Source organism: Nocardia abscessus NBRC 100374 (genome assembly GCF_000308455.1).
In the GTDB taxonomy this organism is placed as follows: domain Bacteria; phylum Actinomycetota; class Actinomycetes; order Mycobacteriales; family Mycobacteriaceae; genus Nocardia; species Nocardia abscessus.
This window is the reverse complement of sequence record NZ_BAFP01000040.1, coordinates 1-14192: the sequence shown is the minus strand read 5'-3', so window position 1 is coordinate 14192 and position 14192 is coordinate 1. Positions and strand designations below refer to the sequence as shown.

At 69.5% G+C, this 14192-nt stretch carries 13 protein-coding genes and 1 pseudogene; 11 read left to right on the top strand and 3 right to left on the bottom strand.

What is annotated here, in order from left to right; genetic code table 11:
- The first annotated feature begins 79 nt into the window (after positions 1-79).
- From ON19_RS08195 to ON19_RS08185, 3 genes are all read left to right on the top strand, one after another.
- On the top strand, positions 80-1303 hold the full coding sequence (locus tag ON19_RS08195; protein WP_043688689.1) for an RtcB family protein: 1224 nt from the start codon (positions 80-82) through the stop codon (positions 1301-1303).
- Positions 1304-1565: 262 nt separating this feature from the next.
- Positions 1566-2498, top strand: coding sequence for an alpha/beta fold hydrolase (locus ON19_RS08190; protein WP_051168650.1), 933 nt, complete (start codon positions 1566-1568; stop codon positions 2496-2498).
- Between the two features lie 75 nt (positions 2499-2573).
- The gene (locus ON19_RS08185; RefSeq protein ID WP_043688833.1) at positions 2574-4697 is read left to right on the top strand and encodes a RecQ family ATP-dependent DNA helicase; all 2124 of its coding nucleotides are present in this window, start codon (positions 2574-2576) and stop codon (positions 4695-4697) included.
- A 568-nt stretch (positions 4698-5265) separates the two neighbouring features.
- On the opposite strand, the gene ON19_RS08180 is transcribed toward ON19_RS08185, so the two are convergent.
- Both ON19_RS08180 and ON19_RS08175 read right to left on the bottom strand, forming a co-directional pair.
- Entirely contained in the window at positions 5266-5574 is a 309-nt protein-coding gene (locus tag ON19_RS08180; protein WP_043688688.1) for a hypothetical protein, read from the bottom strand.
- Positions 5571-5810 (bottom strand): hypothetical protein, encoded by a 240-nt coding sequence (locus ON19_RS08175; RefSeq protein ID WP_043688687.1) that lies wholly within the window; start codon positions 5808-5810, stop codon positions 5571-5573. The genes ON19_RS08180 and ON19_RS08175 overlap by 4 nt, the downstream gene beginning before the upstream one ends.
- A 140-nt stretch (positions 5811-5950) precedes the next feature.
- Here ON19_RS08175 and ligD point away from each other — a divergent pair, with 140 nt between their 5' ends.
- Positions 5951-6928 (top strand): non-homologous end-joining DNA ligase, encoded by a 978-nt coding sequence (gene ligD, locus ON19_RS08170; RefSeq protein WP_043688686.1) that lies wholly within the window; start codon positions 5951-5953, stop codon positions 6926-6928.
- A gap of 112 nt (positions 6929-7040) precedes the next feature.
- Positions 7041-7991, top strand: coding sequence for a D-isomer specific 2-hydroxyacid dehydrogenase family protein (locus ON19_RS08165; RefSeq protein ID WP_043688685.1), 951 nt, complete (start codon positions 7041-7043; stop codon positions 7989-7991).
- Positions 7992-8042: 51 nt separating this feature from the next.
- Here the strand turns inward: ON19_RS08165 and ON19_RS08160 are convergent, their stop codons facing one another.
- Positions 8043-8624: a GrpB family protein gene (locus tag ON19_RS08160; RefSeq protein ID WP_043688684.1), complete on the bottom strand. Its 582-nt coding sequence runs from the start codon at positions 8622-8624 to the stop codon at positions 8043-8045.
- 124 nt (positions 8625-8748) lie between these two features.
- On the opposite strand from ON19_RS08160, the gene ON19_RS08155 reads away from it, so the two are divergent.
- The 6 genes and pseudogenes from ON19_RS08155 to ON19_RS08130 form a co-directional block, all read left to right on the top strand.
- A complete protein-coding gene (locus ON19_RS08155; protein ID WP_043688683.1) occupies positions 8749-9735 on the top strand; it encodes an alpha/beta hydrolase in 987 nt (328 codons plus the stop codon).
- Between the two features lies 1 nt (position 9736).
- Positions 9737-10639, top strand: a complete 903-nt coding sequence (locus tag ON19_RS08150; protein ID WP_051168649.1) for an SDR family NAD(P)-dependent oxidoreductase — start codon at positions 9737-9739, stop codon at positions 10637-10639.
- Between the two features lie 7 nt (positions 10640-10646).
- The gene (locus ON19_RS08145) at positions 10647-11567 is read left to right on the top strand and encodes a reductase (protein ID WP_043688817.1); all 921 of its coding nucleotides are present in this window, start codon (positions 10647-10649) and stop codon (positions 11565-11567) included.
- Positions 11568-11578: 11 nt separating this feature from the next.
- The gene (locus ON19_RS08140; protein ID WP_043688682.1) at positions 11579-13084 is read left to right on the top strand and encodes a flavin-containing monooxygenase; all 1506 of its coding nucleotides are present in this window, start codon (positions 11579-11581) and stop codon (positions 13082-13084) included.
- Between the two features lie 94 nt (positions 13085-13178).
- Positions 13179-13961 (top strand): MerR family transcriptional regulator, encoded by a 783-nt coding sequence (locus tag ON19_RS08135; RefSeq protein ID WP_043688681.1) that lies wholly within the window; start codon positions 13179-13181, stop codon positions 13959-13961.
- A gap of 39 nt (positions 13962-14000) precedes the next feature.
- A pseudogene (locus tag ON19_RS08130) lies at positions 14001-14192 on the top strand (hydroxyneurosporene methyltransferase); the annotation flags it as partial.

The window sequence follows — 14192 nt, the reverse complement described above, 5'->3', positions numbered from 1 at the left end:
GACCGGTTCGATATTGGGGTGCGCCGGGTGCGCTCGGTCCCTACCGTTGGAGTGGAGAACCGACGAAAGGATCGAGACCATGTTTCCCGTCGAGCTGCGCGGCACCAAGGCGCAGACGCTGATGTGGGCCCAGGAGCACGAGGTCGAGCAGGCCGCGCTCCAACAGCTGCGCAACATCGCCGCGCTGAAATGGGTCCACGGCGTCCGAGTGATGCCGGACGTGCACCTCGGCAAGGGGGCCACGGTCGGCTCGGTGATCGCGATGAAGGACGCGGTGTCGCCCGCCGCGGTGGGCGTGGACATCGGCTGCGGCATGGAGAGCGTGCGCACCGACCTCACCGCGGCCGATCTGCCCGACAACCTGCGTTCGCTGCGGTCGCGGATCGAGGCGGCGGTGCCGGTCGGCTTCCAGGCCCACCACGACGCCGTCGACGTCACCCGGCTCGGCGCCCAGGTGGCCGGGCTCGGCGCGAGCACCGCCACACTGCGTGCGGGCTGGGACCGCTTCTGGGGATCGTTCGGCGCGCTGGACGACCGGGTACAGGCACGAGAGTCCAAGGCGCACAAGCAGATGGGCACGCTCGGCGGCGGCAACCACTTCATCGAGGTCTGCCTGGACCAGGACGACCGGGTGTGGATCCTGCTGCACTCCGGCAGCCGCAACATAGGCAAGGAACTCGCCGAGCGGCACATGGCGATCGCGCGGACGCTGCCGCACAACGTCGACCTGCCCGACCGCGATCTGGCGGTCTTCGTCTCCGGCACGCCGGAGATGGAGGCCTACCGGCGTGACCTCACCTGGGCCCAGGAGTACGCGGCGCGCAACCGCGCGGTGATGCTCGCCCTGGTCTGCCGTGCGGTGAGCGCCGAATTCGCCGCGCGCGGAGTGCGTTTCGAGCAGCCGCTCAGCTGCCACCACAATTATGTGGCGGAGGAGATCATCGACGGCGTGCCCATGCTGGTCACCCGCAAGGGCGCCGTGCGGGCGGGAGCTGGGGATCTCGCGCTGATTCCCGGCTCGATGGGAACCCGCTCGTATGTGGTGCGCGGTAAGGGGAATCCCGCTTCGTTCCAGTCCGCCTCGCACGGCGCGGGGCGGCGGATGAGCCGCAACGCGGCCAAGAAGCAGTTCACCGTGGCCGATCTCATCGCGCAGACCGAGGGCGTCGAGTCGCGCAAGGACGCGGGCGTGGTGGACGAGATCCCGGCCGCGTACAAGGACATCGACGAGGTCATCGAGGCACAGCGGGACCTGGTCGACGTGGTCGCGACGTTGCGTCAGGTGCTCTGCGTCAAGGGCTGACCGCCGCGTAGCGGGCTTCGCGCCGGGCGAGTCGCGCTCGCCCGGCGCTGAGTCGCGCTCAGTGTCGCCGCGAGGGTGAGCGACGAACTCGGCTCCCCGGTGAGGAAAAAGCCGAGCGTCAGTGCCCAGCCGACTCGGTTCCTACGGCTTGGTCCAGCGCTCGTGCCATCGGACACCGGGGAGTGCGGCGAGCTGCGCCGACGCCGACGCGCCCGCACCTGTCGACCTGGATCCGCCGACGACTTCCTCGATATCATCGGATATGCCCTCGTGGCCCTCGTTCTTCTCGACTCCTCCGGACTCCGACCCGGCGGCGGGCCCGCCGGAGATCCCCGGCGTGCGACGGTCGGAGGTGATCGCCCGCGGCGTGCGTTTCCACGTCACCGAGGCGGGCCCGGCGGACGGACGCCCGGTGCTCGCGCTGCACGGCTGGCCCGAGCATCACTACGCCTACCGGCATCTGCTCGCCGATCCACCGGAAGGAGTGCGGATCATCGCGCCCGACCTGCCCGGTTACGGCTGGTCGGGTCCCGCGCCGCACCGGTGGGCCAAGGAGGACATCGCCTCCGACCTGCTCGCGCTGCTGGATGCGCTCGACCTACAGCGCGTCCTGCTGGTGGGCCACGACTGGGGCGGCTATATCGCCCACCTGCTCGTGTTGCGCGAGCCGGAGCGATTCGATGCCCTGCTGGCGCTCAACATCGCCCACCCGTGGCAGACGGCGCGCGGTTTCCTCCCGCACGCGTGGCGGTTCCTGCTCTACCAACCGGCCGTCGCGGCGTTCGGCACCTACTTGCACCGGCGCACCCGGTTTCTGGAGCAGTTCGTCTTCGCCGGCGCCGTCCGTGATCGCGAGGCCTTCGGCCCCGAGGTGATCCGGGCGTACGCGGATCGTTTCCGGGACCCCGTCTGCGCCCGCACCGCGACCGACACCTACCGCACCTTCCTGCTGCGCGAAGTCCCGCGCAAGGCCGGACACGGCGAACGGCGTCGAGCGCGGGTCCCGATCCGCGCCCTGTTCGGGGTCGAGGACGCGGCGGTCCATCCTTCGCTCGCCGCCGAGGAAACCGCGCGCGCCGACGACTACCGCTTCGAACCGGTGCGCGACTGCGGCCACTTCATCCTGGAGGAGCGTCCCGACCTGGTCCGCGCCCGGTTGGTCGAACTTGCGGCCGCGACCGCGCGACCGGCCTGATCACGACCGAGCGGCGTCCGCGGTGGCGGTCGGGCGCGCGGCCACCTGTCGGAGCCGTCGGGCACGATGGAGCGCATGACCACGGCCACCGGCGCGTCCTCGATCGACCTCACGGCCCCCGACCTGCGCGAGCATGCCGAACAGCTGTTGCGCGAACTGGCCGGGGCGGGCGCTGCGCTGCGGGAGGACCAGTGGACCGCCATCGAGGCGCTCGTCGTCCGGCGGCGCAGGGCGCTGGTCGTGCAGCGCACCGGCTGGGGCAAGTCGGCGGTGTACTTCATCGCCGCCAAGTTGCTGCGCAGGGCCGGGCGCGGGCCCACGGTGATCGTGTCGCCGCTGCTCGCGCTGATGCGCAACCAGGTGGCGGCGGCGCAGCGCGCGGGGGTGGTGGCCGCCACCATCAACTCGGGCAATGTCACCGAGTGGGACGAGATCCATGCACAGGTGGCGGCGGGCGCGGTCGACGTCCTGCTGGTCAGCCCGGAACGGCTGAACAACCCGGATTTCCGGGACCAGGTGCTGCCCCGGCTCGCGGCCGACGCCGGGCTGGTGGTGATCGATGAAGCGCACTGCGTGTCGGACTGGGGCCACGACTTCCGGCCGGACTACCGGCGCATCCGGACGCTGATCGCCGACCTCGGCTCCGACGTCCCGGTGCTCGCCACCACCGCGACCGCCAACGACCGGGTGGTCACCGACGTCGCCACCCAGATCGGCACCGACACCTTGGTGCTGCGCGGCACGCTGGATCGCGAGTCGCTGCACCTGTCGGTGGTCCGCTTCGACGACGCCGTGGAACGCACCGCCTGGCTCAGCGGTCAGCTGCACCGGCTGCCCGGGTCCGGCATCGTCTACACCCTCACCGTCGCCGCCGCGCACGATCTGGCCGACGTGCTGAACTCCCATGGCCACACCGTCGCCGCCTACACGGGCCAGACCGACCCCGCCGAACGCGAGGCACTGGAGGCGGCGTTGCTGAACAACGAGGTGAAGGCGCTCATCGCCACCTCCGCTCTCGGCATGGGGTTCGACAAACCCGATCTCGGGTTCGTGGTGCACGTCGGCGCGCCCTCCTCGCCCATCGCCTACTACCAGCAGGTAGGGCGCGCCGGGCGCGGCACCGACCGCGCCGAGGTGGTCCTGCTGCCCGGCCCCGAGGACGCCAGGATCTGGAGCTACTTCGCCTCTGTCGCCTTTCCGCGTGAGCACATCGTGCGTGCGGTGCTCGATGCGCTGGACTCCGACCGTGCGCTGTCCACCGCGGCTTTGGAGCCGCTGGTGGAACTGAACCGCTCCCGGCTGGAAATGGTGCTGAAGGTGCTCGACGTGGACGGCGCGGTACGCCGCGTCCGCGGCGGCTGGATCGCCACCGGCGAGCCGTGGACCTACGACACCGAGCGCTACGAGCGGCTGTCCGTCGCGCGTGAGGCCGAACAGCAGGCCATGATCGACTACCAGTCGACCGCCGATTGCCGCATGGAGTTCCTGCGCCGCCAGCTCGACGACCCCGGACTGTCCGCGGGACCCGCCGATTCGCCCGGCTGCGGCCGCTGCGACAACTGCACCGGCAGTCGCCCCGACCGCACCGTGGCCGCCGAAGCGGTCGCCGCGACCAAAGCCCGGCTCGACCGCCCCGGCATCGATCTCGCACCGCGCAAGCAGTGGCCCACCGGCATGGCCAAGCTCGGAATCCCGCTGTCCGGCAAGATCACCGGCGGCGCCGAGACCGGTCGCGTACTCGGCAGGCTGACCGACCTCGGCTGGGGGCAGCGGCTGCGAGTGCTGCTCGACGCGCCGGACGACCCGGTTCCCGACGCGGTCTTCGACGCCTGCATCGCCGTTCTGCGGGAGTGGGACTGGGCAGCCCGCCCGACCTCGGTGCTCGCGTTGGAATCCCCGCGCTACCCCGTGCTCACCGCCACCCTCGCCGCCCGGCTCGCCGAGGTCGGCCGGCTGCACGACCTCGGCACACTGCGCACCCGCCCGGGCAGGCCGCCGGTCTCCGCGGCCAATTCCGCGCATCGCGTCGCCGGACTGTTCGACTCGTGGGAGATCCCCGACCTCACCCAGGTGTCGGGCCCGATCCTGCTCGTGGACACCGTCACCGACACCGGCTGGACCTTCACCGTCGCCGCCCACGCGCTCCGCGCGGCCGGAGCCGACGCCATCCTGCCGTTCGCCCTGGCCACCCCGACATAAACGACGACGCTCGGCAGACGCGGGCCGGTCTCTCGCCCCAAGGACATGTTGCACCGCACCGTCGAACACGCTCACCGGCGTCCATCGGGTGTGCCTGCGACGAGTCCCCCACATCCTCCCAGCCGCAAGTCTCGAACGAAGCGACAGCGAAGTTTGCGCGAGCTTCGCCCACCATGAACGTCCAAGTAATCGCAGCATCCGTGACGAAGCACAAGTGCCGACCCCCCCCCGACCTGACGATGGCAAAAATCAGGCCGAGAGGCTTACCGCCTACGCACCACCCCAGCTCAGCCCCAGGTTTCGAGCGAAGCGAGACCGTGCATGCGCCGTTCGCGGCCCGGCTCGCGTCCGAGTGGCCGCCGCGTAGGCGACGAAGGAGCAAGCGGCGGTCGCTCGGACGCGAGCCACCAGGGGGCCGCGAACACCCAGCGCCGCAGGCGCTGGCAAAACCAACACAGCCCGGCTCGCGTCCGAGTGGCCGCCGCGTAGGCGACGAAGGAGCAAGCGGCGGTCGCTCGGACGCGAGCCACCAAGGGGCCGCGAACACGCAGCGCCGCAGGCGCTGCAATCAAAGACTCAGCGTCGCCCGCAAGCGTGCGTCGAGGGATTCCGTCTCGGCCTGGGTGAGCACACCGAGGTGTTCGGTGAGCCAGGGACGGTAGGCGCGGTGCAGTTTCAGGGTGTCGGCCCAGCCGTGCTCGGTGTGGGTGGCCAGCACGTGGCCGGGGTCGGCCTCGCGCAACGGGACGACTTGCAGCCAGCGATAGCGCGAGGTGATCACCGCCGAGTCGGAAACCAGCACGACCGTCATGCGTCGGGGGAAGGGAGTGCCGTCGCTGAGCGTCGGGGCGTAGCGCCAGATCTCACCGCGTCTCATGCGGCGCCGCTGGCGTCGTCTTCGGCGGCCTGGGTGAGCGTGACGTCGTCGTAGGCGGCGGCCAGCTCGGCCTCGTCGTCGATGGCCAGCGCCGTCAGGCTGTCGTGCACGAGCGTGGTGCGCAGCGCGGCGTTGATCACCGCCGACAGACTGCGGTTCTGGCGATCGGCGACATCCCTGGCCCATTCGGCCACCTGCGGATCCAACGTGACGGTCACGCGCGTCGCCTTGCTCATATTCGTATGCATACCAGAGCGGTGCGACGACCGGTACCGGCCCCAGGCCGCCCGCTGTGGGAATGCCTCGCCATCGCCGCGCTGCACCCCTGCGGCGCTTCCGACCGCCCCCGTCCGGCTCTGCCTATTAAGGTCGATTCGTGGCAAGCAAATCCGCGGGGTCGGCGATCGAACTCGAGGTCGACGACCACACGATCCGTATCTCCAATCCGGACCGGGTCTACTTCCCGGAGACCGGCGCGACCAAGCTCGATCTGGTGCAGTACTACCTGAGCGTCGGCGACGGCATCGTCAACGCGCTGCGCAACCGGCCCTGCATGCTGCACCGGTTCCCGAAAGGACTCGCGGGCGACAAGGTGCATCAGAAGCGGCTTCCCGCGGGCGCACCGGACTGGATTCCCACTGTGCGGGTGTACTTTCCGCGCTACGGCAGGCACGCCGACGAGCTGTGCGTCGAGAAGCTCGCCGACGTCGTCTGGGCGGTGCAGATGTCGACGGTCGAGTTCCATCCGTGGAATTCCCGCGCCGCCGACACCGAGCGCCCCGACGAGTGGCGCATCGACCTCGACCCGATGCCGGACTGCCCGTGGTCACGGGTGCAGCGCGTCGCCGGAGTGGTGCACGAGGTGCTCGACGAGATCGGCGCCGTCGGATGGCCCAAGACCTCCGGCGGCAAGGGCCTGCACGTGTACGTGCGGATCGCGCCGGACCGAGGTTTCCAGGATGTGCGCCGGGCAGCGCTCGCTTTCGCCCGTGAGGTCGAGCGTCGCGCGCCCGACGACGTGACCACCACCTGGTGGCGCCGCGACCGCGATCCGAAGCTGCTGTTCGTCGACTACAACCAGAACGCGCGCGACCACACCATCGCCGCCGCCTACTCCGTGCGCGGCGTCCCGGCCGCCACGGTCTCCACCCCGGTACGCTGGGACGAAATTCCCGACATCGATCCGCGCGATTTCACCATGTCCACCGTTCCCGCTCGCTTCGCCGAACTCGGCGATCTGCACGCGGGCATGGACGACGCGGTGTTCCACCTGGATCCTCTCCTGGAGTGGGCCGAGCGGGACAAAGTGGACGTGGAGCTCGACGAGGAGCAGACGGATCGGCGCGAGGCCTAGCGCCGATCCGGACCGGCGTCCCGCGACCGGTCGGCGCGCGCCCGGCGGTGCTACGGTCGCAACGTCCATCCCGCTCGCGACCACGTCCTACTGCTCCGAAGGAGGTCCGTCCATGAACCGACCGGCAGTATCCATCGCGATCGGCCCCACCGACCCTCCTCCCACGCTCGTGGAGAAGGCCGTGCTGGAGGCGGGCGCCGTGGTCTCCGGCCTCGATGAGGCGCAGGGGCTGATCTGGGTCGGCGACCCTGAGGAGTTCCCCGACGAGTTGCCCGCCCGCGTGGAGTGGGTACAGCTCCCGGCCGCGGGCGTCGAGGACTGGTTCACCGCGGGCATCATCGCCCGGCATCCCGGTGTCCGGTTCACCTCGGCCGCAGGCGCTTTCGCGGCGAGCGTGGCCGAACACGCGCTCATGCTGCTGCTCGCGGGCGTCCGGTACCTGCCCGAACACCTGCGCGCGACGGACTGGCGGCAACAGGACTTCTTTCCCCACGTCGGCACGCTGCGCGGCAAGACGGTGACCATCGTCGGCGCGGGCGGCATCGGCCGCGCGCTGATCCCGATGCTGGTCCCGCTCGGCGCGCACATCATCGCGGTCAACCGCAGCGGGCGACCGGTCACCGGCCCCGGCATTCCGTCCTCGGTCGAGACGATTTCCGCCGATCATCTCGGCCGGATCTGGCCGCACACCGATCACGTGGTGATCGCCGCGCCCGCCACACCCGCCACCAGGCATCTCGTCGGTGCGGACGAACTCGCGCGACTCAAGCCGTCCTCGTGGATCGTCAACGTCGCGCGCGGCAGCCTCGTCGACACCGACGCTCTGGTGGTGGCGCTGTCCTCCGGCGCGATCGGCGGCGCCGCGCTCGACGTCACCGACCCCGAGCCGCTCCCGGCGGGGCATCCGCTCTGGAAGCTGCCGAACGCCATTGTCACGCCGCATGATTCGAACCCGCCCCAGCTGCGGTTCGCGGCCTTCGCCGATCACGTCGAGGCGAACGTGAAGCGGTTCCTCGACGGAGGAGAGCTACTGGCGCCGATCGATCCCGCGCGCGGGTACTGACGAAAACACTTCGGCGCAAGCAGCATCCGCGCGGGGCGCACGTCGCGACCGTCAGCCGGGCAGCGCCCGGCCGAGTATTTCCTCGATGACCGCGCTCTTGGCGTTGGCGTAGTGCTGGACGAACTTCCAGTCGCGTTGCGCCAGTTCACGTTTGGTCCGCTCGTAGTACTCCCGGTCGCTGTCGTTAGTGCGCAGCCGGTCGCGGAAGGCGAGAATCCGCTCGATCTCCGGCGCGCCCGACTCCGGCGAGAGCACGTGCAGGTTCACGTCCCGCGAGGCACCGGTGCCCAGACGGCGGACGAGACAGCGATGCTGGTACCAGTCGGGCTGCCGGATCCGTAACGCGTACCCCGCAGCCTCGAGAGCCGGAACATAGGCGGCCTCGTCGGCGGTGTCCGGAACCAGCAGCAGGATGTCGATCAGCGGCTTGGCCGCGAGACCGGGCACCGACGTGGAGCCGGTGTGCTCGATCCGCAGAGCCACCGCGCCCAGCGCCGCGCGAATGACGGCTTCCTCTTCGGCGTACCAGTTCGGCCACGCAGGGTTGTATTCCTCGAGCACCACCTCGACCGCATACGGCTGCAAATCGCCGACGGTTACGGCAGCGATCTCATCGTCGTCCAATGTCGCCACACGTCACTGTACGGCCGGGCTCGTCCGTTCAGGCGCTGCATGATGCGCCGACCAAGACGAACACAATCAGCCTCTTAGAAATGTGCCATTGACAACTGGCACATTGGTGACTGATTCTGAACGCATGACAAGGTCAACGAGGACCTCGGTACCCGGCGTCCCCGCCGCGCCCTCGGCACGCGCCACTGTGGCCGCGGCCGCCACTCGGCTCGCCCTGCGTCCGCTGAACTGCGCGGTTCCGATGAACACGCCGGGCGTCTGGTTCGCACGCAAGCTCATCGCCACCTTGATGACCGTCGGCGGTCCGGTTCCACCCAGGACGTCCGTAACGCAGGTCCGGTCCGGTGCGGTGCGCGGCGAATGGGTGCGGGCGGCCGGCGTGCCGTTCGGGACGCGAGCGGTCTACTACATCCACGGCAGCGGCTATGTGATCTGCTCGGCCCGTACGCATCGCGCTCTCGCCGCGCGGCTTTCGGCCGAGACCGGGCTTCCGGTCTTCCTCACCGACTACCGCCTCGCGCCCGAACACCGGTTCCCCGCCGCGGCCGACGACGTCGAGGCGGGCTACCGCTGGCTGCTCGACCGTGGCATCGCCGCGCGAGACCTGGTGATCACCTGCGATTCCGCGGGTGGACACCTCGCCCTCGACCTGCTCGTGGAGAACGGACGACACCGGCGGCCCCAGCCCGCGGCGGTCGCGATGTTCTCCCCGCTGCTCGACCTGACCCTCGGCCTGGCCGCCGAGCAGGAACGCGTCCGGACCGATCCGCTGATCTCCGCCGCCGCGGCGAGCAGGCTGCCCGCGTCCTACACCACCGGGCACCCGGCCGACGCGCCGCGCCTGCGACTCGCCGTACCGCACGGTCTGCCCCTGCCCCCGATCCTGGTGCAGGTGGGCGGCACCGAGATGCTCGCCGCCGACGCGCGAGCGCTGTGCGAGATGGTCCGGCGCGCGGGCGGCAGCTGCGAACTCGAGATCTGGCCGGGGCAACTGCACGTCTTCCAGGCCCTTCCCCTGGTGGTGCCCGAGGCCGACCAGGCCCTCGCCCGCGCCGCCGACTTCCTGCGCGCGGCGCTGGTCGCTACCTCCGGCACGGAAAAGGTGAGTTGAGATGTTCGGATTGGACAAGCTGGTGGCGCTGGGCCGGGCCCGGCGCACACACGGCGCGCGAGCCGTGGTCACCGGCGCGGGCAGCGGCATCGGCCGGGCGTTCGCGCTGGAGATCGCGGCCCGTGGCGGCCGGGTGATCTGCGCCGACATCGATGAGGCGCGCGCCGACGAGACCGTCGCCCTGATCGAACGCACCCACCCCGGCGCCGCCCACGCCTTCCGCTGCGACGTCGCACAGCGCGAAGACGTGGAGCTGCTGGCCCGGTTCGCCGAAACGCTGTTCGAGCGCCCGGTCAGCCTCGTCGTCAACAACGCGGGCGTCGGCATCGGCGGAAAACCGGTGGGCCACATCGGCTTCGACGACTGGCAGTGGGCGCTCGGCATCAACCTGTGGGGCGTGGTGCACGGCTGCGAGGTCTTCGCTCCGCACCTGCGCGCCGCCGGGCGCGGCGGCATCATCAACGTCGCCTCGGCCGCCGGATTCGCCGCCGCCCCCTCGATGGCCGCCTACAACGTGTCCAAGGCGGGCGTGCTGTCGCTGTCGGAGACCATGGCCGCCGAGCTGAGCGGTTCCGGCGTCGCGGTCACGGTGCTGTGCCCGACGTTCGTGCGCACGAACGTCGCCCGTGACGGCCGGATCACCAGGGAGTCGGCGCAACTGGCCGATTTCCTCATGCGCTGGACCGGTTTCTCGCCCGAGCGCGTCGCACGCACGGCCCTGGACGCCCACGACCGCGGGCAGCTCTACGTGCTCCCCCAATTGGACGCGCACGTCGTCTGGCTGCTCAAGCGGTACTTCCCCGCACAGTACACCTTCGTCCTCGGGCTCCTGGATCGGCTGCTGCCACAGGAGGACTCGACCACCACCGACCGCACGTCGGTCACCGACAAGACAGGAGTCTGACATGGCCATCGCGATGGACTTCGACGACATGCTCCGCAAGATCAAGGACCGCCAGTGGGCGCTGGCCGACATCGATTGGGACGCGCCGGGCGCCGAGACGATCACGCCCGAACTGCACGCCAAGCTCAAGCCGTTCATGGCCGACCTGATGTGGATCGAGAACGTCGGCGCGCGCGGCTTCGCGGCGATGGCCAAGAAGGCGCCGACCGAGACGCTGCGCGAGATCTACCGCTACTTCCACGCCGAGGAGCAGAAGCACGCCAACGCCGAGCTGGCGCTGATGCGCCGGTGGGGCATGCTCGACGGCGACGAGATCCCGCAGCCGAACGTCAACGTGAAGCTCGTGATCGACTTCTTGGACAAGTACTCCGACGACATGTCGCTGTCTTTCCTCGGCACCGTGATCCCGATGCTGGAGGTCGCCCTGGACGGCGCGCTGATCAAGTTCATCATGGACGAGATCGAGGACCCGGTCTGCCAGGAGGCGTTCAAGAAGATCAATTCCGACGAATCCCGCCATCTCGCGGTCGATTTCGCGGTGATGGATCTGCTGGGCCACGCGCAGATGCGCAAGCTGTTCATCGACCTGGTCGGCGGCTGGGCGAAGCCCTCGCTGATCATCGGCGTGCTGAGCTACGTGCCGCTGCTGAACAAGATGCGCGACAACATCGTCGCGATGGGCGTCGACGAGGAGAAGCTCTACGGCGCGCTCAAGCGCTACGCGAATGTCGGCGAGCGCAGCGAATTCGCCCGCCGACTCCCGATGTACCAGATCGTGAAGATGCACGGCAGCTGGGTGATCGATCGTGACCACCCCTACCACGTGGTCGCCGACGCGCTGGTGAAGATCACCGGGCTGATGCCGAAGGCGCTGCTGCGCAACAACCCCACCTGGTCGAAAGAACTGACCTACGAGCCCGCGGCATGACAGGGAACCCGATGAGCACGCATACCTTGGATGTCGCCGTCATCGGCGGCGGGTTCGCCGGAATAGGCACGGCCATCCGGCTGAAGCAGCGCGGAATCCATGATTTCGCGATCTTCGAGCGCGGCACCGCGATCGGCGGCACCTGGCGCGACAACACCTATCCCGGTGCGGCGTGCGACATTCCGTCCCGGCTGTACTCCTACAGTTTCGCGCCCAACCCGGACTGGTCGCGCACCTATTCCGGGAGCAACGAGATCCTCGGCTACATCGAGGCGATGGCCGCGGAATTCGGGCTCGGCCCGCACCTGCGGTTGGGGCACAACGTCACCGGCATCGTGTTCGACGAGCAGGCCGGGGTCTGGGAAATCGCTGTCGAGGGCCACGCGCATCCGATCCTCGCCCGCACCGTGGTGCTGGCGTCGGGACCGCTGGCCAACGCCGGTCTCCCGGATATCCGCGGCATCGAGACCTATCAGGGACACAAGGTCCACAGCGCCCGCTGGGATCACGACTACGACTTCACCGGTAAACGCGTCGCGGTCGTCGGCACGGGGGCCAGCGCGGTCCAGATCATTCCGGAACTGGTCGAGAAGGCCGCCTCGGTGAAGGTGTTCCAGCGCACGCCGGGCTGGGTACTGCCGCGGGTCGACCGGCAGACCAACGGCCTGACCAAGGAGCTCTACCGCCGGGTGCCCGCCGCCGAACAACTGGCCCGGCGCGCCTGGTTCTACGGGCACGAGTCGGTGGCGCTGGGCGTGGTCTGGAACACGCCGCTGACCAGGGTGGTCGAGCTGGTCGGCAAAGCGCAGCTGCGCAGGCAGGTCAAGGACCCCTGGCTGCGCCGCCAGCTCACCCCGGACTTCCGGGCCGGCTGCAAACGCCTGCTGATGACCGACGACTACTACCCCGCCTTGCAGCGGGACAACTGCAAGCTGATCACCTGGCCGATCGCCCGGATCTCCGAGCACGGCATCCGCACCGCGGAAGGCATCGAGCACCAGGCGGATTGCATCGTCTTCGCGACCGGATTCGACGTCTCCAAGACCGGGACGCCCGTGCCGGTGGTCGGGCGCGACGGCCGGGTCCTCGCGGACGAATGGTCGCGTGGCGCCTACGCCTACAAGAGCGTCGCCGTCTCCGGCTATCCCAACCTGTATCTCACGTTCGGACCCAATTCCGGGCCGGGGCACAACTCGGCGCTGGTCTACATGGAAGCCCAGATCGACTACCTGGTCGGCGCGATCGGCCTCATTCTGGACCGGAATCTGCGGATGCTGGACGTGCGGCGGGATCGGCAGGACCGCTACAACGCCGCCATCCAGCGCAAGCTGTCGGCCACCACCTGGAACTCGGGTTGCCGCAGCTGGTACCTCACCGAGGACGGCTTCAACGCCACGATGTATCCGGGTTTCGCCACCCAGTACGTCCACCAGCTGCGCGCAGTGGATCTCGACGACTACCTCGTGGTCGAATCCAGCGCCGACCAGCGGCAACCACGGGTCGCACCGGTTTCCTAGGTGCCGGGGAACCGGCGGCGCGGACGATAGACTCGGTCCGCAGGGAGTTCAGCAGCGCGCCGCCGGCGCATCGGCGCCGTGGTCAGCGAGGGAGGTGAGGTCGACGCCGGAGTACCGGATCGATGACCTCGCGCGCGCCGCGGGCACCACCACCCGCAACGTGCGCGCCTACCAGGAACGCGGTCTGCTGCCGCCCCCGGTCGGCAAGGACGGCCGAGCCAGTATCTACGACGACGCGCACCTGGAGCGGCTGCGCCTGATCGACGCGCTGCTGCAACGCGGCTTCACCACCGCGCACATCGCCGATTTCATCACCAGCTGGGAGACCGGTAAGGACCTCACCGAGGTGCTCGGCCTGCAACACGCCGTCACGGCGTCCTGGGCCAAGGACGAGACCTTCGAGGTGCCCCGCGAGCTGATCGGCACCATTCTCGGCGCCGAGGCCGACGAGCTGGTCGACCGGCTGCGCGAGATGAAGCTGGTCCGGCTGGAAGGCGACACGGTGGTGTTCACCGAGACCCAGCTGCTCACCTCGTTCGCCGAACTGCACGAATACGGGCTCGAACTGCGCACGCTCGTCGAGATCTACGCCAAGGTGGCCGACCGGATCGATGACATCACCCACATCATGATCACCGCCGCCAAACAGCACATCATCGACGAGCACGGCCCCGGCTGGATGCCCGACACCAGCAGCGAAATCGCCGACACCACAACGATGCTCAACAAGATGCGCGAACTCGCCGTGGCCTCGGTCCACGCCACGCTCGCCCGCTCGATGGACGTCACGCTGCGACGCGAACTCGGCGACTACCTCGCCACGGCGGCCGAGCGAGAGAAACAGCGCAGCGAATCCGGTCGCGACGTACCCTCCTAGACAAGCGCAGAGTGCCGACCTTCGACGGATGGAGTCGCTGTGGCGTCCGACCGACCGAGAATCCCTCCGCTGCCGCTGGTACGGGCCGTCGAATCGGTGCGCGGCGCGCTGGCCGTCGCGTTCCGCAAACTGGTGCCGGGCCACGTCGCGCTGATGGAGCTGATCGCGGCCGGATGGATCACCCAGGCCATCCATGCCGCCGCGGCGCTCGGCGTGGCCGACGAGCTCGCG